Below are 17197 nucleotides of genomic sequence, written 5' to 3'. Positions count from 1 at the left end.
CTTGGGCGAGTCATCTTGCCGAATCACTCAGCTTATCGCACAATTTACCATTGTCGTCGGCATTGACCCGGCGGATGAAGGTGGGGACGTTCGATGACTGGCAATGGCACCCTGACACGCGCGGATCTGGCGGAAAGCGTCAATCGTCATATTGGCCTTTCACGATCCGAGGCCGCGGCGCTTATCGAGTCCATATTGGAACATATGGCCTCCGCACTGGAACGGGGGGAAAATGTGAAGATATCGAGTTTTGGCACCTTCGTTCTGCGCGACAAGACCCAGCGCATGGGCCGCAATCCCAAGACAGGGGTTGAGGTGCCGATCGAACCGCGCCGCGTGCTGACCTTCCGCGCCAGCCAGACCATGCGGGACCGCGTTGCCGCGTCCTGACAGGTTGGGACAGCTGCCAGTTATTCCCGCGCATGGTTGACCTTTGCGCCCTGATAGGTGCAACATCGGACCCATGGAAAAGGCAGAGGGTGCGTTCCTGACGATTAGCGAGCTGTCCGGGGAACTGGGGCTCCCGCAGCATATTCTGCGCTATTGGGAAACGCGTTTTCCCCAGCTGCGGCCTCTCCAGCGGTCGGGTAATCGTCGTTATTACAGGCCAGCGGATGTGGCGCTGGTCAGGCGCATCAATCAGTTGTTGAACGAAGAGGGTTTCACGGTGCGGGGCGCGCAAAAGGCGCTTGCCGATGGGATAGCCGTGGCGAAGCCTGCCGCTGTTCCGGCTCCTGCTGTTTCGGCCAAGCCTGAGCGGGGGACGGATTTGCTGGATCGGCTTCAGGTGATCCGGGCGGCCTTGGCGAAAGCTATTGGGGAGTAAGTTCAGCGCCTCGTATTTACTGAGTGCTTCGTGCTTTAACTCAGTGCCGCCCTTTAAACCCGTTCGCCCTGAGCTTGTCGAAGGGCTTTACTGCCCCTTAAAAAGAAGAGGGCTTCGACAAGCTCAGCCCGAACGGAGGTGGAGGGGCGGGTTGAACTCACTCCGCGCCAGTAGCCACCTTCGTCACTTAGAACAGTTGATTTAACGCGATTCCGGACCAAGCGCCGGATCGAGATCGCGCGGCCGGGTGAAGCTGACAAATGATGCCACATTCGGCTTGGCATCTTCCCACCGATCGACATCCAGATCCAGAACCGCGAGGCTGGCGGTTGGAAACTTGACTTCCACATCGCCGCGCAGCGGGCTGGCGTCATTGTCCGGCACCAGTTCCAGGATCAGTTCTTCTAGGCCAGGATTATGCCCTGCCAGGATCACGTTGCTTGCAGTGTCGGGCAGATCGCGCAGCACATCCAATAACGTTGCCACGGAAGCCAGATAAATGCGGCGATCCCAATGAGGATCGAGCGGTTCGCCATAGCCTTCAAGGAAGGTGTCGAGCGTCTGCACGACCCGGACGGCGGGAGAAGCGACGAGAAAGTCGAACTGCATCTTCCGGTTGCGGGCATATTGACCGATCAGCAGCGCCGCCTTTTCCCCGCGCCGGTTCAGCGGGCGGTCGAAATCCCGCTCTACTGGATCGTCCCAGTCGGACTTGGCGTGGCGCAACAGGGTCAACCGCTTCATCTTTGCTCCAGGTCGGGAATGCCGGATTCGTGTCCTCGTTGCCCTAGCGACATGCCGTCGCCAAGGCCAGCGTGGGAATGGGCGCTGACCGCAATGATCGCTTCGTCAAGGGTAAGGCGGCGAATGGGGGTGCCTGGCGGGAAGGCGCTGAGCAGCCGACTGGGCATGGCGGCTGACAGTATGACGAAGCTGCCGCGATCCTCGGCGCGGCGGATCAGGCGGCCAAAGGCCTGGGCAAGGCGCGCGCGGATCAGCCGGTCGTCATAGGCGGCGCCTCCGCCAGCAAGCCGGCGTGCGGCGTGCAGCACCGTGGGTTTCGACCAGGGAACGCCCTCCATCACGACGAGCCGCAGCGAATGGCCGGGCACATCGACGCCGTCACGAAGGGCATCGGTGCCGAGCAGTGACGCACGCGGATCGTCGCGGAAAATGTCGATCAGCGTGCCGGTATCCATCGGATCGACATGCTGGGCGTAGAGCGGCAGGCCCGCCCGAGCCAGACGATCGGCTATGCGGGCATGCACCGCGCGCAACCGACGTATCGCGGTGAACAGGCCGAGCGTGCCACCGCCAGCCGCCTCGATCAGCCGGCCATAGGCGCCTGACAGTGCGGCAATGTCGCCGCGCTTGATGTCGGTGACGATCAGCACCTCGGCGCGGCCGGGATAGTCGAACGGGCTTGCCGCTTCGAACCGCTGGGCACCGCGCGGGAGATGACTTGCGCCGCTGCGGCTTTCTGCATTGTCCCAGTCACCGCCACCCTTGAGCGTCGCGGACGTTATAAGCACGCCCTGCGCGGGTTTCAGCACGGTTTCAGCGAGGGGACGAGTGGGGTCCAGCCAATGGCGATGGATGCCGATGTCGAATTCGCGCCCTTCGATCCGATCGACAGTCATCCAGTCGACGAAATCCGCATCCGCCGGGCCGCCGATCCGGGCCAGCAGCGCCAGCCAGGCGGCGATAAGGTCGCACCGCCAGCCGAGCGAGGCAATCGCGCCTTCGATCCTTGCGCGAGCTGCGCCGTCGAGCCAATCAGGCGCGTCCTCGATAACCGCTTCCAGCCGTTTACTGAGCCGGTTCAGCGGCCGCAGCAAAGCGTCGAGGGCCAGCGCCGCCTCCTGAGCAGCTTCCACCAGCGGGCCGTCGGGTTCGGCAACTTCCGTTTCGAGGCCATAGCCTGCGTCCGCTTCCCCGACGTCGGCGGCGCGGGCATAGACGGTGCCGCGCACTGCGGCGAGCAGTTGTTCTAGTGGTCCGAAGGGCTCTCCTGCGACGATCCGCTTCAGCCATTCATCGGCTGGCAGCGCGCGCGCGGCGTCCGCTGCTGCGCGGATTGCCTGGCCGCCTTCCTCGTCATAGCTGGCCAGATCCGACAGGCGGGCGGCAAGACCGCGCCGCCGACCGCGCGAATTGCCTTCAGGTCCCATGACCCAGCGGCGCAGCTCGATCGCTTCCTGTCCTGACAAGGCGACGGAAAAGGTGGAGTCGGCGGCGTCGAAGAGGTGATGGCCCTCATCGAAGATGATGCGCTGGGGGCGCTGGCCGGTTTCCCGCCCGCGCGCGGCATTGATCATGACGAGGGCGTGATTGGCGATGACGATGTCCGCGTCAGCCGAGGCGCGCGCCGACCGTTCGATGAAGCATTTGCGATAATGCGGACAGCCCGCATAGATGCATTCGCCCCGGCGGTCGGTCAGCGCGGTGGAGCCGTTGCGGCGGAACAATGTCGGCAGCCAACCGGGCAGGTCGCCGCCCACCATATCGCCATCCTTGCTGAACGCCGCCCAGCGCGCGACGAGTTGGGCAAGGATCGCCGCGCGGCCCGAAAAGCCGCCCTGTAGCGCATCCTCCAGATTCAGCAGGCAGAGGTAATTTTCGCGCCCCTTGCGTACGACGATCCGCCGCGCTGCCGTTGCCGGATCGGGGAAGAGGCGAAGGCTTTCGCGGTCAAGCTGCCGTTGGAGCGCTTTGGTATAGGTTGAAATCCACACCGTGCCTTGGGCTTGCGAAGCCCAGAGCGAGGCCGGGGCGAGGTAGCCCAATGTCTTGCCGATCCCGGTGCCAGCCTCCGCCAGCAGCATGTTGGGTTGATCGCGATGCTGTCGCGGGCGGAAGCTTTCCACGGCTGCCGCCGCATAGGCGCGCTGCCCCGGCCGGGCTTCCGCCGCGCTACCGGTCAGATGCGCCAGCCGCGCCAATACCGCCTCTTCATCGAGGGAGATGGTGCGCGGCGCTGGACGCGGCGGCGTTTCCTCCCATTCGGGCAAGCGGGAGAACAGCCAGCGCTCTGCTTCGGGCGGTCGGCTTATCCGGGGCGCGATGAGCGGCGCCCAGGGCCAGCGAAGGCGGTGCAGCGTCTGGGCGGAAGTCCAGCCGCCTTCCCGCTCGGTCCATGAAGGCGATCCGAGCATGTCCAGCAGAGCCGCGGTGGCGGCTTGCAGCAGCTGCGGAATGTCCGCTTCACTGCCCGGCCGTTCCAGACCGAGCGCTTCGGCAAGGCCCTTGGGCGTGGGGACAAGGAAGCGGGCGGGATGGACGAAAGCCCAGAGTTCCAGCAGGTCCAGGCCGTTCAGCTCAGGATAGCCGAGTCTTTGCCCCGTCAGCGGCGCATTGAGCAGCAAGGTGGGCGTTTCTGCCGCGCAGGCTATGGCCGCTCCTTTTGCGACTGCCTGCGTGCTTCCGCCCTCGCGCAACCAGATCCCACCATGGCTGGCATGAAGGGCGGGCAGGGCAGTGGGGTCGATCACTCCAATCGCTTAGGCGACCGGGAACAAAAGGGAAACCGGAAAAAGGCTCAACTCAGCTTACGCGGCGGCCAAATCCGGTTGGCTGCGAGGGAAAGATGCGCGGGGCAAAGCCGCGTCCGTCGCTATGCGGAAAGACGTTCCATTTCCGGCCTTCCAAGGCTAGGGGCGTGTGCATCATGACCGTGTCCGATATCCTCCGCACCGCCGCTCTGGCGTCCAAGGCCTGGCCCTATGAAGAAGCGCGCAAGCTGCTGAAGCGCTATCAAAACGGCGCTCCCGACAAAGGCCATATCCTGTTTGAGACTGGCTATGGTCCGTCGGGCCTGCCGCACATCGGCACTTTCAACGAAGTGTTGCGCACGACGATGGTGCGCAACGCCTATCATGCGCTGTCGGACATACCCACACGCCTGATCGCGTTCAGCGACGATATGGACGGGCTGCGCAAGGTGCCGGACAATGTGCCGAACCAGGCGATGCTGGCGGAACATCTTGGCAAGCCGCTGACGCAGGTGCCCGATCCGTTCGAGAAGTTCGAAAGCTTCGCGCACCATAATAATGCGATGCTGCGCGAATTTCTGGATCGCTTCGGGTTCGATTATGAATTCGTGTCCGCGACCGACCGGTACAAATCCGGCGCGTTCGATGACGCGCTCAAAAATGTCCTGCGTCACTATCAGGACATCATGGACATAATGCTGCCGACCCTGCGCAAGGAACGGCAGGCCACCTATTCGCCGGTGCTGCCGGTCAGCCATAAGAGCGGCATCGTCCTTCAGGTTCCTATCGAGGTGTTGGATGCCGACGCCGGGCTCGTCCGGTTCGAAGATGAGGGCGAGATGATCGAGCAGTCGATCCTGTCCGGCGGTGCGAAGCTGCAATGGAAGGTCGACTGGGCCATGCGCTGGGTCGCGCTGGGCGTCGATTATGAGATGGCGGGCAAGGATCTGATCGATTCGGTGACCCAGTCGTCCAAGATTTGCCGCGCGCTGGGCGCCCGGCCGCCCGAAGGCTTCAACTATGAGATGTTCCTGGACGAAAAGGGGGAGAAGATCTCCAAGTCCAAGGGCAATGGCCTCAGCCTTGAACAGTGGCTGACCTATGGACCGCGGGAAAGCCTGGCCTTTTACGCCTATCGTGAGCCGAAAAAGGCCAAGCAGTTGCACATGGGCGTGATCCCGCGCGCGGTGGACGAATATTGGCAGTTCCGGGTGAACTATCCCAACCAGCAGGTCGAGCAGCAGCTCGGCAATCCGGTGCATCATATCCATGATGGGAAGCTGCCCGACGGCAAGCTGCCGGTGACCTTCGGCCTGTTGCTCAACCTGGTCGGCGTCATGGGCGACGCCAGTCGGGAACAGGTATGGGGATATCTGCAAAATTATGTCCCTGAAGCGAGCGCGCAGACTTATCCTGAGCTGGACGCCCTGATCGGGCATGCGCTGGCCTATCATCGCGACTTCGTGGCGCCCACGCTGAAGCGTCGCGCGCCGGAGGCCAATGAAGCCGAGGCGCTGCGCAGGCTGGACGCGGAACTGGCGGCGCTGGGCGATGATGCCACCGCCGAAGATATCCAGAATATCGTTTATGCGATCGGCAAGGACGAGGCCTTTGGCTTTGCGGAACTGCGGGACTGGTTCAAGGCGCTGTATCAGACATTGCTGGGTGCCGATCAAGGGCCGCGCATGGGCAGCTTTATCGCCCTTTATGGCGTGGCAAACAGCCGTCGCCTGATCGCCGAAGCGCTAGGTTAACGTAGGGGAACATTAGCCTCCACCAAGCGTTCCTATTCCGGTCCACCCCCTTTCGGACTGATGGTGCGCCCTGTGCGTGCCATCGGCCGCGCCTGCTCGGAGACGGGCGGCGCGGCCAAGGGGATTTCCAAAAATTGAGATACTGGCTGCGATCGCGCCGCGACCGATTTTTTGTATCGAAAGAAATGCGGACGGCTCCGAACCGAAATCCGGAGCCGCGCTAGTGGTTAGCTCTGCGTTACCAGAAGAAGCCCCGATGGACTTCCATCACGCGCCCGCTGCGGACGTTGACCAGCAGCACGTCATTATAATGCCTTACCCAGCGAAGGTTACGGTTTGCAGGGCGGGGGAGGCGATAGTGATAGGGATCGCTGATATAGTAGCGGGAATTATAGAAGCCCGGACGCAGTCGAGACCCGACTTCCCAGCGATTGTAGCGGAAGGGCGCGCGCCAGTTGCCGCCGCGATAAACGTCGCGGTGCGAACGGCGATAGTCGCGCCAATCTTCGCGCAGTTCCTGCCGTGCATCGCGCACGTCGCGGCGCTGTTCGCGGACATCGTGACGCGAGCCATAGCGTTGCGCGTCGCGCAGTTCACGCTGCTCGTGCCGCAGCTCCCGCGCACTATCGCGCACTTCACCGCGCGACTGGGCCATGACCGCGCTAGGCATCGCAGTCGCTGCGATAAGGCCGAGGATGATCAACTTACGCATATATTTTCTCCCATCAGCTTGGCGGCCGGAACCGGTGGGGATCAAACTTTCATCCCCTGGGCCGGTTCCGCCACCAACAATGGGGTTATGCATTCCGGCCGCTGAACCTGTGGGGAACAGTGCTGTCAGGAATCAGTCATTTATGTCGCAACTTGTATCACAGTTATGAACAGGCGCGCTTGCGGTCAGTGTACCCAGCGCCGCTCGCGAAACCATTTGGTCACGACATATTTGACGCCGCTTTCCACTGGCCGGGCGGCATGCAGGCTCATCGGATTGGGGGAACCGTCGGCCTTCAGGTTGTTCCAGATGAGGATCATCCCCTCAACGGGCGGCACCATGAACTCGCAATGGGGAAAATGCGTCTCCCCGCCCGCCGCGACGGGCGACAGATAGATCATCGCCGTCCAACTGCGCTGCCCGCCCTTTTTCATCATCGCGGGCCAATAGTTGGCGGTGACCGGGAAATAATCGCAATGCGCCTTATATTCCTGGCCAACCGCATAGCGTTGACCCTGCAAGGTTTCGCCATTTTCGGGCGGCAGTCCGGTCAGCGCGCAAATCCGGCGGCTGATGCCATCGACCAGCGGGTGCCAGGGGCTAAGGTTGCAGCTGTGGCTGGTGCGGTAATCGGCATTCGCGCTGCCGGAAAACAGGGTGGAGGGCTGCGCGTCGGCGTCGATCAGCGCGCGCAATCCTTCACATTCTTCGGCGCTGAGGAAGTCATGGCGGCCATAGATTTCAAGCTTTGCGGCGTCGATCCGGCTGACCAGGGGGTTGCGGTCCAGCTTTGCGCGCACCGCATCGCCGATCTTTGCCCGAGTGGCCGAAGCGATGCCGCCATCATCAATCACGTCCGTCATGCCCGCTTCCTGCCGTCGTCGTCCCGTCGGTGCAAATGAAAAGGGCCTGACGCACATGGCGCCAGGCCCAGATGAAATCAGCGGATATGATCCTTCGTTTACCAGAAGAAATCGTGGATCACATCTACCACATAGCCGTCCCGGATATCGACCAGCAGGGCGTCGTCATAATAGCGCACCCAACGCAGCGTGCCGTAGGCAGGCGGCAGGCGATAGGACCATGGATCGTTGATCCAATAGTTGTTCGAGAACAGCAAGCTGTTCAGGAATATGCCTGTCGAAAAGCTTCTGTAGCCATAGCTCCATCCGCGCGGCGCATAATAGCGGCCCATCCGGTAGCGGTCGCCATAGCGTGAGCGATAGCTGCGCCAGTCATAGCGGCGATCCTGCCGCCAGTCATTGTCCCAGCGACGCTGGCCATTCCAGCGAGTGCGATCATCGAACCGGCGATTACCCGCCAGGCTGCCGCGCCAGTTGTTTCCGCTGTCGAGCCGCCCTTCCGGACGTCCATCCCGGCGATTATCACGCCAGTCCTGACGTCGGTCGTCGCGATTGCCGCGCCAGTCGGCCCGGTTGTCGTCCCGGCGGTCATCGCGCCACTGCGGACGATCGCCACCGGTCCGTTCCCTGACGCGCGCATCGTTGCGCCACGCATCGCGAGGAGCGTCAGGGCGCGCTTCCGTACCACGCCACTGGCGATCGGGTTGTGCCGGAGCGGTCTGAACCCGCGCACGATCATTTACGCGTTCTTGCCAGCGCTGCGTGGAAGCCTGATCACGCACGCGGACGTTTCCACGATCGCCATCCTGCCCGCCGCCCCGGGATGCCCGGCCGTCGTTCCGGCCAGACTGTTCACCGCCGCGTTCGCGCCATCCATCCTGCCCGCGTTGCGCATAGGCAGGGGCCACGCCGCCAAGAACTGTCGCGGTCATCAGCCCCGCCAACATCATTTTCCTCAACATGGTCTTTTCTTTCCAAAAGGGGCGCCATGCCCCGCATGATTTCCCTTTTATGCCTGCCGCCATGTCGCGACGCTGAACTCGTTCGTCAGCGATTTGAAAGAATCCCACAAGTATAGATGGACATTGAGTTCTGACGCGGACAAATCGATTATTTTCGGTAGAAAATCGACCAACCGCCGCCGCCGGGCTTAAAAGCTGATCTAGATCAGTGCGCGCCTTGATGACAGCCTTTAGGAACGACGAGTGAAAAGAACGTCCAATGCCGGCCGAGTTCGACAGGCCTTAAGAAAAGCGACGATGGAAAACCATCAGCGGGTGGATGATCTTTTTTCCAACTTTTCGTTCGATTCCCCGGCGGAATATCGTGCTTTTCTGAAAGCGCATGCACGGGCGCTCATGCCGCTGGAGCAGTTGGCGATGCCCGATTCTCCGCGCTTGCCCCAGTTGATGGAAGACCTTGCATCACTGGGCGAGACGCTGCCGGAGCCACTGGAAACGACGGCGCATGCGGGCGAAGGGTTTCGTTGGGGCGCGCTCTACGCCCTGGAAGGTTCGCGGCTGGGTGGCGCCATGCTGGAACGGCGCGTGCCTGCCGGGTTGCCCAGGGCCTATCTCAACTCTGTCCACGGTCAGGGAAGCTGGATCGCCTTTCAGCAAGCGCTGGACGAGGCGGCGGATGGCGGTGGGCAGGATTGGATCGACAACGCGATACAGGGAGCGCAAGCCGCCTTCGCTCTGTTCGCGGCAGGTGCCGCGGCGGAACGGGTGAGCAGTCATGGCTGAACGCAGTGGGCAGGACCTGACGGATTTCGCCGTCGACATCAGCAACTGTGATCGCGAACCGATCCATGTGCCGGGCACCATACAGCCTTTCGGCTTTCTGGTTGCGCTGACCGCCGACTGGCTGGTTTCCCGCGTCTCGGCAAATTGCGAACAGTTTATCGGACTGGCCCCTGAGCAGATGCTGGGTAAGCCGATCAGCGGCCTGTTCCGGGACGATGCCATCCATTCGCTGCGGAATCGCATCACGCTGCTGCGTGGCCCCGACGCGGTCGAGCGGATGTTTTCGCTGGTGCTGATCGACGGCATTCAGCCCTTTGACATCGCCGTTCATTTTTCCGGCTCGCTGGTGGTGATCGAGGCCGAACCCGCCTTCGCGGATGAGATCGAGGCGACCAGCATGGTGCGCTCCATGGTCGCGCGGCTTGCTCAGACGGACAGCATGGCGGCTTTCCTGCGCGATGGGGCGAGGCAGGTGAGGGCCTTGACCGGATTCGACCGGGTCATGGTGTACCGCTTTGCCGATGGTGGCGACGGCGAAGTCGTCGCCGAAGCGCTGCGGCCCGGTATCGACAGCTTTTTCGGGCTGCATTATCCGGCTTCGGACATTCCGACGCAGGCCCGGGCGCTGTACTTGCGCAACATTTTCCGCGTCATCGCGGACGTTGGGGCAGAGCCGGTTCCGGTGATCCCCGTGCTCGATCCCACTGGCGCGGCGCTCGACATGTCGCTGTGCCTGCTGCGCGCGGTTTCCCCGATCCACATCGAATATCTCGGCAATATGGGCGTGGGGGCTTCGCTCTCCATCTCGATCATCGTCGAGGGGCGCTTGTGGGGCTTGTTCGCCTGTCACCATTATGGTCCGCGCCTGCCGACCTTTGCTCAGCGTAGCGCGGCTGAGCTGTTCGGACAGATATTCTCCATGATGCTGGAAAGCCGCGAGCGGGCGGAGACGGCGGACTATGAGGGGAAGGCGCGGCAAGTCGCCGATCGCCTCATGTCTGCCGTAGCGCAGGATCATGATCTGCTGTCCAATGCCCGTTGGCTGGGCGATGTCATCTTTGACACCGTGCCAGCGGATGGCGTTGGTGTTTATATTGATGGAGACATGACCCTCGCTGGTTTGACGCCGGACAGGTCCGCCTTTGCGGCGATCGTCTCGATGCTCAACCGGACGGCGGCCAGTCAGGTGTTCGCGACCGACTGCCTCAGCCGGGTGATGCCGGAGGCGGAAGCCTATGCCGATCGCGCGGCGGGCTTGCTCGCCATCCCTCTATCACGGCGACCGCGGGACTATGTCGTGCTGTTCCGCGCTGAGCAGATGCGCTCGGTACGCTGGGCGGGCAATCAGGAAAAGCATATCGAATATGGCCCCAACGGGCCGCGCCTGACCCCGCGCAAGAGTTTTGAGGAATGGTCGCAACTGGTGAAGGGTAGGTCGGTGCCTTTCACCCCGGCGGAATTGCGCGTCGCGGAGGCATTGCGGACGGCTCTGCTCGAAGTGGTCCTGCGCCTTTCCGATTCCGCCAATGAGGAACGGCAGAAGGCGCATGAAAAACAGGAACTGCTGATCGCCGAGCTGAACCACCGGGTCCGCAACATATTGTCGCTGATTCGCGGTCTATTGTCTCAGACCCGCGACAATGCCCGTTCCGTGGACGAATTTATCGCTACGTTGGAAAGCCGTGTGCATGCCCTCGCCCGCGCTCATGACCAGATCACGGCTGACCGCTGGGCACCGGCGCGGTTGCAGGATTTGATCGAGGTGGAGGCGGGAGCCTATCTGGGCGAGCGGCGCGACCGGGTCAAACAGACCGGCCCCAACGTGCTGCTGACGCCGTCGGCCTTCACGGTGCTGGCCCTCGTCATTCATGAGCTGCTGACCAACGCCGCCAAATATGGCGCGCTGTCGGATGGTGGCACGGTTGCCATCGACTGGCGGGTCGATGCGGATGGCAGCTTGCTGCTCGACTGGAATGAAAGCGGCGGCCCGGCCGTCGTCGCCCCGACCCGCCGGGGTTTCGGCTCCACCGTCATCGAACGGTCGATCCCTTATGATCTGGATGGCAAGGCGGAGATTACTTACCGTCTTTCCGGGCTGGAGGCGCATTTCTGTATCCCGTCCCAGCATATCGTGACGGTCCTGCCGGACGTCACCGTTGGGGAAAGATCGAAGCCGGCGCCCGCGCCTGCTCCCGGCTTGTTGAAGGGACGCAATGTCCTTCTGGTCGAGGACAATATGATCATCGCCATGGATGGTGAGGATGCGCTGCGCGATCTGGGCGCGGACGTGGTCACCGCCGCCAGTGTCGGCCGGGCACGTGAAGCCATCGATCTGCACGCGATCGATTTCGCCGTCCTGGATTTCAACCTGGGCAATGAAACCAGCCTGCCGATCGCCGACATGCTAGCGGAAAATGGCGTCCGCTTTCTGTTCGCGACCGGCTATGGCGATGGCTTGGACCTGCCCGAGCGGTTCAGCGGCGTCACTTTGCTGAAGAAGCCCTATTCCGGCGTCACGCTGGCGCAGGCGATTGCTCCTATTATCGAGGCGAGCGAAGCGTAGGACGGCGAAACGCACTGTTTCATGCCGCTCACTTGCATGGTGAGGGGCGGCGCGCGATCTAACGGTCATGAAACAGCCCAGCCTTTATATCCCGCACGGTGGTGGTCCTTGCTTCTTCATGGACCCCGCAGACCCTGACCGCCCCCACAGCGACCCGATGTGGCAGACGATGCAGGATTATCTGACGCAACTGGTCGAGAGCCTGCCCGAACGACCGCGCGCGATGTTGATTGTGTCGGCGCATTGGGAGGAGCCGGTCCTTACCGTACACAAGGGGGATCGCCCGGACCTTCTGTTCGATTATTATAATTTCCCGCCGCACACCTATTCGCTGAAATGGGATGCGCCCGGAGCGCCCGCCGTCGCCGACCGCGCTGCCCAACTGCTGCGCGACGCTGGCTTCCCCGTCGCGGAAGAGCATGAACGCGGCTGGGACCACGGCGTTTTCATTCCGATGAAGGTCGCGCGGCCGCAGGCCGACATTCCCGTCGTGCAACTGTCGTTGAGAAAAGACCTCGACCCACAGGCGCATATCGCGGCGGGCCGCGCGCTTGAACCGTTGCGGGATGAAGGGGTTGTGATCATCGGGTCGGGAATGAGTTTTCACAATATGCGCGTTCACGATTCGCAGGCGCGAACACCGTCGCTATTGTGGCATGAGGCTTTGACCGACGCTGTGACGGACCCGGACCCCCATCGGCGATCGGCTTGCGTCGCTGCGTGGGAGACGTTGCCGGAGGCGCGCTTTGCCCATCCTCGTGAAGAACATCTGCTGCCGCTGATGGTGGCACTGGGCGCGGGAGGCGATGATGTCGCGCGGGTGGACTATGACGACGCCGTGCGCGGGTGGCCGGTATCGGCCTATCGGTTCGGCTAGAATGGAGTGCTTTTAATCTGAATCACTCAACCCGTTCGGGCTGAGCCGGTCGAAGCCCTTCTTTTCCTGAAAAAGTAGAGCCCTTCGACAAGCTCAGGGCGAACGGTATTGAGGTGTTGCCGATTTAAAGCACGAAGCTCTAGGGACGGCGGAGTGCCGGGACGGCGCGGGCAGCCTCTTCAGGCGATACCCCCGGCGGCGGGGCAGCCTCGACCTGCTCCTCGCCGCGCATGACCTTTCCGGCGCGTTTGATGGCGCCACGCAGCCGGGGGTAGATGCCGCACCGGCATATGTTGGTGATGGCGGCGTCTATATCCTCGTCACTCGGATCGTTGTTGCGCTTCAGCAGAACCGACGCCGCCATGAGGACGCCGGGGATGCAATAGCCGCACTGCGACACATTGTCGGCCGCGAAGACCTGTTGCAGCGGGTGGCCGCGATCGGGGGAAAGCGCTTCTATGGTGGTGACGAAGCGCCCTTCGGTCTCCCCAATGCTGACCTGGCATGAGCGCACCGCCTGCCCGTCGATATCGACCGTGCAGGCGCCGCAGTCGCCCGTTCCACAACCATATTTGGTGCCGGTGAGGTTGGATGCGTCGCGCAGCGCCCAGAGAAGCGGCGTGTCGGGGTCCATCCGATATTGGACCGGGCGGTCGTTGACCGTGAATTTGGTCATGCCTCCTCGTCCCCGTCCGCTTGGTGATAGAGGACTTCGTTGCGGATGCGGATGGTGCGCGATGCCAGGCGGATTTCCTGAATGAAGGTTGCGAAACCTCCCGCCTGAAGCAGCATCGCCAGACTGAACAGGATGGCAATGAGCGTGCCAAGATGCGCGCCGAACAGGTTGCCCGCAAATAGCAGGATGACGACCAGGCAGACCGCGCATGCGGAGGCCACAGAAAGGAAGATCGCGACGTTCACCACGTTCATGCGCCGGTCCAGCACGCGAATCTCGCCTACCAAGCGGTCATGTTCCTTGCCGCGCGACGTGAGTATTTTGCCTTCGACCAGCCTGGCCCGGTCGATAATCCGGGCAAGGCGCCCCGCGCAGACGTTCAGGAAGGCGCCGATGCCCGCGAGCAGGAACACCGGCGCCAAAGCGAGCTGGATCGTCTGCGCGACCTGCGAAACCTGGGGCAGGGGGATGGTCGAGTGAAGTGCCACGCCTTTAACCCGGCGCCGCTTCCGTCAGGCCGCGCCTTTGGCGGGCGTGTTGATGCCCATGGACTTCAGATATTGTTTGATGTTGCGCGCCGCCTGCCGCAGCCGCTGCTCATTTTCCACCATGGCGATGCGGACGAAACCTTCGCCATCCTCACCATAGCCGACGCCGGGTGCCACCGCGACCTTGGCGTGGGTCAGGAGCTGCTTGGAAAATTCCAGGCTGCCCATGTCCTTGAGCGCGGGGGGCAGGGGAGCCCAGGCGAACATCGACGCCTTGGGCGCCGGAATTTCCCAGCCAGCGCGGCCGAATGCCTCGACCATTACATCGCGACGCTTGTGATAGAGTTCGCGATTCTTCTGAACGATGTCCTGCGGACCGTTCAGCGCCGCGCAGGCCGCTGCCTGGATCGGCGTGAATGCGCCATAGTCGAGATAGGACTTCACCCGCTTGAGCGCTGCGATCAGTTTCCGGTTGCCGACCGCGAAGCCGATGCGCCAGCCAGCCATGGAATAGGTCTTGCTGAGCGAGGTGAATTCTACCGCGACATCCTTGGCTCCCGGAACCTGCAGGATGGAAGGCGTCGGGTTGCCGTCATAATATAGCTCGGAATAAGCAAGGTCGGACAGGACCCAGACGTTATTTTCCTTCGCCCAGGCGACCAGCCGCTCGTAAAAGGCAAGATCGACCGTTTCGGCGGTAGGATTGCTGGGATAGCCGACGACCAGAATGGAGGGACGCGGCACGGTGAAGGCCATCGCGCGTTCCAGCGACTTCCAATAATTTTCGTCCGGCGTCGTCGGGACCGAGCGAATGGTTGCGCCCGCGATGATGAAGCCGAACATGTGAATCGGATAGCTGGGGTTGGGCGCCAGAACGACGTCGCCCGGCGCGGTGATCGCGGTCGCGAGGCTGGCAAGCCCTTCCTTCGACCCCATGGTCACGACGACCTCGGTCTCGGGATCAAGGTCTACGCCGAAGCGGCGGCCATAATAATTGGCCTGTGCCTTACGCAGTCCGGGGATGCCCATCGACTGGGAATAGCCGTGGGCGCTCGGCTTTTGCGCGACTTCGCACAGCTTGGCGATGACGTGGTCGGGTGGTGGCAAATCAGGATTGCCCATGCCCAGGTCAATAATGTCCTCACCCGCGGCTCGCGCGGCGGCCCGCATCGCGTTGACTTCAGCGATGACATAGGGCGGCAGACGCTTCATGCGGTAAAATTCTTCGGACATTATAGGGCTTTCCTGAAAGGTCTCCATGGGGAATAGTGCTGCACGCACTTTCGCGCGATGCGCTCTGGCTATAGCCCGCCAGATTGGCTCACGCCAGCGAAAGCGGCGGACACAGGGATGCCAGGACGAGGAAGGTGGCCATGGAAGCACAGAACCTCAACGAACCTCATCTGCCGACGCTGGAACAGATGCAGCAATGGACCGAGGTCGTTGGCAGGGCGCAGCAGCTCATTCTGGAGCAGGCAGCCGGGGCCACGGGGAGGACAATGCCGTTCGATCCGGACGCGGTGGCGCGCATTCAGACAGGCTTTGCCAATGAAGGTCTGGCCCTGTGGCAGCGTTTCCTTGACTCAGGCGGCATGCTTCGCGACCAGCCGGACGCTCCGCCTCCCGAAAGCCCCGCCGCGCGCAAGGATCGCCGCTTCGCCGACCCCGCCTGGACCAAGCATCCCTTTTACGACCTGATCCGGCAAAGCTATCTGCTCATGTCGGACTATCTGCTGAAACTCACGGACGCGGTGGATGGGGTCGATCCCAAGCAAAAGGCAAAGCTGCGCTTCGCCACCAGCGGCATGCTGGACGCGGTGGCGCCCAGCAACTTTCCGCTTACCAATCCCATCGTCATGGAAAAAACCCTGCAAAGCGGAGGCGAAAATCTGGTCAAGGGCCTCCAGCACATGCTGGCGGACATGGAAAAAGGGCAGCTGACCCAGACGGACGGCACCGTCTTTGAGCTTGGCCGGAACATCGCGACCACCCCCGGCAAGGTGATCAAGGAAACGCCCCTTTACCAGCTGATCCACTATGCGCCGACCACGGACAAGGTGCTGGAAACGCCGCTTGTCATCTTCCCGGCGTGGATCAACCGCTTCTACATACTCGACCTGTCACCGGAAAAAAGTTTCGTGAAATGGGCGACCGACCAAGGGATCAGCGTCTTCCTGCTGTCGTGGAAATCGGCCGATGCGTCGATGAAGAACCTGCTGTGGGACGACTATATCGTCCGGGGTCAGGTCGACGCGATCGATACCGTGCGCGAGCTGCTCGGCGTGCCGAGCGTCCATACGATCGGCTATTGCGTGGCTGGCACCACCCTCGCCGCGACCCTGGCCTATCTTGCCGAACGTGGCGAAGCGGACAAGGTGGCGAGCGCGACCTTCTTCACGGCGCAGGTGGACTTCAGCGAGGCGGGGGATCTCGGCCTGTTCGTCGATGATGAGCAGATGAAACTGGTTGACCAGCTTTCGAGCGGGGGCTTCCTGGATGGGCGCTATATGGCTGCGACGTTCAACCTGCTGCGCGGCCGCGACCTGATCTGGAACTATGTGGTCAATAATTACCTGCTGGGGCAGGATTATCCGCCGTTCGACCTGCTATATTGGAATGGCGACACCACCAATCTTCCCGCGTGCTGGCACAAAAATTACCTGACGCAGCTTTATCGCGACAATCAGTTGGTAGTCCCTGGAGCGCTGACCATCGACGGAACGCCGCTTGATCTGAGCAAGGTCAAAACGCCCGCCTATGTTCAGGCGGGACGGGAAGATCATATCGCCCCTCCCGAAAGCGTGTGGAAGATCACATCCCACTTCGCTGGGCCGATCCGGTTCCTACTGGCTGGATCGGGCCATATCGCGGGCGTGGTCAATCCTCCGGCCGCGGGAAAGTATCAATATTGGTCCTGCGATGAACTGCCTGCCAGCCTTGCCGACTTCCTGGCGAACGCGAAGGAGACGAAGGGAAGCTGGTGGCCGGACTGGATCGAATGGATTCGCTCTCATGGTGATTCGATGGTCTCTGCCAAAGATGGCGGGCGGGTGCCTGGCGCCGGTTCCCTGAAGGCCATAGAGGATGCGCCGGGCCGCTATGTGAGAGAGCGCTAAGCCTCCCAAAATACGCTGATTTCAGACTGGGAAAAGAAGGGTCGATTTCTCCGCCAATCTTGTTTTGCTGCACTGCACAAAAATTC

General features: G+C 62.2%; 15 protein-coding genes. 7 read left to right on the top strand and 8 right to left on the bottom strand.

The window, feature by feature from the left end:
* Positions 1-93 precede the first annotated feature (93 nt).
* Both ihfA and IZV00_RS10630 read left to right on the top strand, forming a co-directional pair.
* The gene (gene ihfA / locus IZV00_RS10635) at positions 94-390 is read left to right on the top strand and encodes an integration host factor subunit alpha (RefSeq protein WP_196224620.1); all 297 of its coding nucleotides are present in this window, start codon (positions 94-96) and stop codon (positions 388-390) included.
* A gap of 73 nt (positions 391-463) precedes the next feature.
* On the top strand, positions 464-826 hold the full coding sequence (locus IZV00_RS10630; RefSeq protein WP_196224619.1) for a MerR family transcriptional regulator: 363 nt from the start codon (positions 464-466) through the stop codon (positions 824-826).
* Positions 827-1027: 201 nt separating this feature from the next.
* Here the strand turns inward: IZV00_RS10630 and IZV00_RS10625 are convergent, their stop codons facing one another.
* Together IZV00_RS10625 and IZV00_RS10620 are read right to left on the bottom strand one after the other, a co-directional pair.
* Positions 1028-1570, bottom strand: a complete 543-nt coding sequence (locus IZV00_RS10625) for a SixA phosphatase family protein (protein ID WP_196224618.1) — start codon at positions 1568-1570, stop codon at positions 1028-1030.
* Positions 1567-4317: an ATP-dependent DNA helicase gene (locus tag IZV00_RS10620; protein WP_196224617.1), complete on the bottom strand. Its 2751-nt coding sequence runs from the start codon at positions 4315-4317 to the stop codon at positions 1567-1569. The genes IZV00_RS10625 and IZV00_RS10620 overlap by 4 nt, the downstream gene beginning before the upstream one ends.
* A 176-nt stretch (positions 4318-4493) precedes the next feature.
* Here IZV00_RS10620 and IZV00_RS10615 point away from each other — a divergent pair, with 176 nt between their 5' ends.
* Positions 4494-6071 (top strand): lysine--tRNA ligase, encoded by a 1578-nt coding sequence (locus tag IZV00_RS10615; RefSeq protein ID WP_196224616.1) that lies wholly within the window; start codon positions 4494-4496, stop codon positions 6069-6071.
* Positions 6072-6309: 238 nt separating this feature from the next.
* Here IZV00_RS10615 and IZV00_RS10610 read toward each other — a convergent pair whose 3' ends face one another.
* The 3 genes from IZV00_RS10610 to IZV00_RS10600 form a co-directional block, all read right to left on the bottom strand.
* A complete protein-coding gene (locus tag IZV00_RS10610) occupies positions 6310-6783 on the bottom strand; it encodes an RcnB family protein (RefSeq protein WP_196224615.1) in 474 nt (157 codons plus the stop codon).
* 185 nt (positions 6784-6968) lie between these two features.
* Positions 6969-7646, bottom strand: a complete 678-nt coding sequence (locus IZV00_RS10605; protein ID WP_196224614.1) for a 2OG-Fe(II) oxygenase — start codon at positions 7644-7646, stop codon at positions 6969-6971.
* Positions 7647-7744: 98 nt separating this feature from the next.
* Entirely contained in the window at positions 7745-8578 is an 834-nt protein-coding gene (locus tag IZV00_RS10600) for an RcnB family protein (RefSeq protein WP_230463181.1), read from the bottom strand.
* A 327-nt stretch (positions 8579-8905) separates the two neighbouring features.
* On the opposite strand from IZV00_RS10600, the gene IZV00_RS10595 reads away from it, so the two are divergent.
* From IZV00_RS10595 to IZV00_RS10585, 3 genes are all read left to right on the top strand, one after another.
* Positions 8906-9391 carry a biliverdin-producing heme oxygenase gene (locus tag IZV00_RS10595; protein ID WP_196224613.1) on the top strand — a complete coding sequence of 162 codons (486 nt, stop codon included), beginning with the start codon at positions 8906-8908 and terminating at the stop codon, positions 9389-9391.
* A complete protein-coding gene (locus tag IZV00_RS10590; protein ID WP_196224612.1) occupies positions 9384-11954 on the top strand; it encodes an HWE histidine kinase domain-containing protein in 2571 nt (856 codons plus the stop codon). The genes IZV00_RS10595 and IZV00_RS10590 overlap by 8 nt, the downstream gene beginning before the upstream one ends.
* A gap of 67 nt (positions 11955-12021) precedes the next feature.
* Positions 12022-12831 (top strand): DODA-type extradiol aromatic ring-opening family dioxygenase, encoded by an 810-nt coding sequence (locus IZV00_RS10585; RefSeq protein WP_196224611.1) that lies wholly within the window; start codon positions 12022-12024, stop codon positions 12829-12831.
* Between the two features lie 139 nt (positions 12832-12970).
* Here IZV00_RS10585 and IZV00_RS10580 read toward each other — a convergent pair whose 3' ends face one another.
* The 3 genes from IZV00_RS10580 to IZV00_RS10570 are packed head-to-tail and all read right to left on the bottom strand — an operon-like array spanning position 12971 to position 15228.
* Positions 12971-13507, bottom strand: a complete 537-nt coding sequence (locus IZV00_RS10580; protein ID WP_196224610.1) for a (2Fe-2S)-binding protein — start codon at positions 13505-13507, stop codon at positions 12971-12973.
* Positions 13504-13995, bottom strand: a complete 492-nt coding sequence (locus IZV00_RS10575) for a DUF2721 domain-containing protein (RefSeq protein WP_230463180.1) — start codon at positions 13993-13995, stop codon at positions 13504-13506. The genes IZV00_RS10580 and IZV00_RS10575 overlap by 4 nt, the downstream gene beginning before the upstream one ends.
* 24 nt (positions 13996-14019) lie before the next feature.
* Positions 14020-15228 carry an LL-diaminopimelate aminotransferase gene (locus IZV00_RS10570; RefSeq protein WP_196224609.1) on the bottom strand — a complete coding sequence of 403 codons (1209 nt, stop codon included), beginning with the start codon at positions 15226-15228 and terminating at the stop codon, positions 14020-14022.
* A 140-nt stretch (positions 15229-15368) separates the two neighbouring features.
* Between IZV00_RS10570 and IZV00_RS10565 the strand changes: the two genes are divergently transcribed.
* Positions 15369-17111, top strand: a complete 1743-nt coding sequence (locus IZV00_RS10565; protein ID WP_196224608.1) for a PHA/PHB synthase family protein — start codon at positions 15369-15371, stop codon at positions 17109-17111.
* The last annotated feature ends 86 nt before the right edge of the window (positions 17112-17197 follow it).

The sequence above is a fragment of the Sphingobium sp. Cam5-1 genome, from assembly GCF_015693305.1.
Classification (GTDB): domain Bacteria; phylum Pseudomonadota; class Alphaproteobacteria; order Sphingomonadales; family Sphingomonadaceae; genus Sphingobium.
The sequence above is the reverse complement of the archived record's forward strand: the minus strand, read 5'-3'. Positions and strand labels throughout refer to the sequence as shown.

Coding starts and splice junctions, on each gene's coding strand:
- IZV00_RS10595 (WP_196224613.1), top strand. CDS start 8,906: ATGGAAAACCATCAGCGGGTGGATGATCTTTTTTCCAACTTTTCGTTC.
- IZV00_RS10610 (WP_196224615.1), bottom strand. CDS start 6,783: ATGCGTAAGTTGATCATCCTCGGCCTTATCGCAGCGACTGCGATGCCT.
- IZV00_RS10580 (WP_196224610.1), bottom strand. CDS start 13,507: ATGACCAAATTCACGGTCAACGACCGCCCGGTCCAATATCGGATGGAC.
- IZV00_RS10600 (WP_230463181.1), bottom strand. CDS start 8,578: ATGACCGCGACAGTTCTTGGCGGCGTGGCCCCTGCCTATGCGCAACGC.
- IZV00_RS10585 (WP_196224611.1), top strand. CDS start 12,022: ATGAAACAGCCCAGCCTTTATATCCCGCACGGTGGTGGTCCTTGCTTC.
- IZV00_RS10605 (WP_196224614.1), bottom strand. CDS start 7,646: ATGACGGACGTGATTGATGATGGCGGCATCGCTTCGGCCACTCGGGCA.
- IZV00_RS10615 (WP_196224616.1), top strand. CDS start 4,494: ATGACCGTGTCCGATATCCTCCGCACCGCCGCTCTGGCGTCCAAGGCC.
- ihfA (WP_196224620.1), top strand. CDS start 94: ATGACTGGCAATGGCACCCTGACACGCGCGGATCTGGCGGAAAGCGTC.
- IZV00_RS10625 (WP_196224618.1), bottom strand. CDS start 1,570: ATGAAGCGGTTGACCCTGTTGCGCCACGCCAAGTCCGACTGGGACGAT.
- IZV00_RS10570 (WP_196224609.1), bottom strand. CDS start 15,228: ATGTCCGAAGAATTTTACCGCATGAAGCGTCTGCCGCCCTATGTCATC.
- IZV00_RS10590 (WP_196224612.1), top strand. CDS start 9,384: ATGGCTGAACGCAGTGGGCAGGACCTGACGGATTTCGCCGTCGACATC.
- IZV00_RS10630 (WP_196224619.1), top strand. CDS start 464: ATGGAAAAGGCAGAGGGTGCGTTCCTGACGATTAGCGAGCTGTCCGGG.
- IZV00_RS10565 (WP_196224608.1), top strand. CDS start 15,369: ATGGAAGCACAGAACCTCAACGAACCTCATCTGCCGACGCTGGAACAG.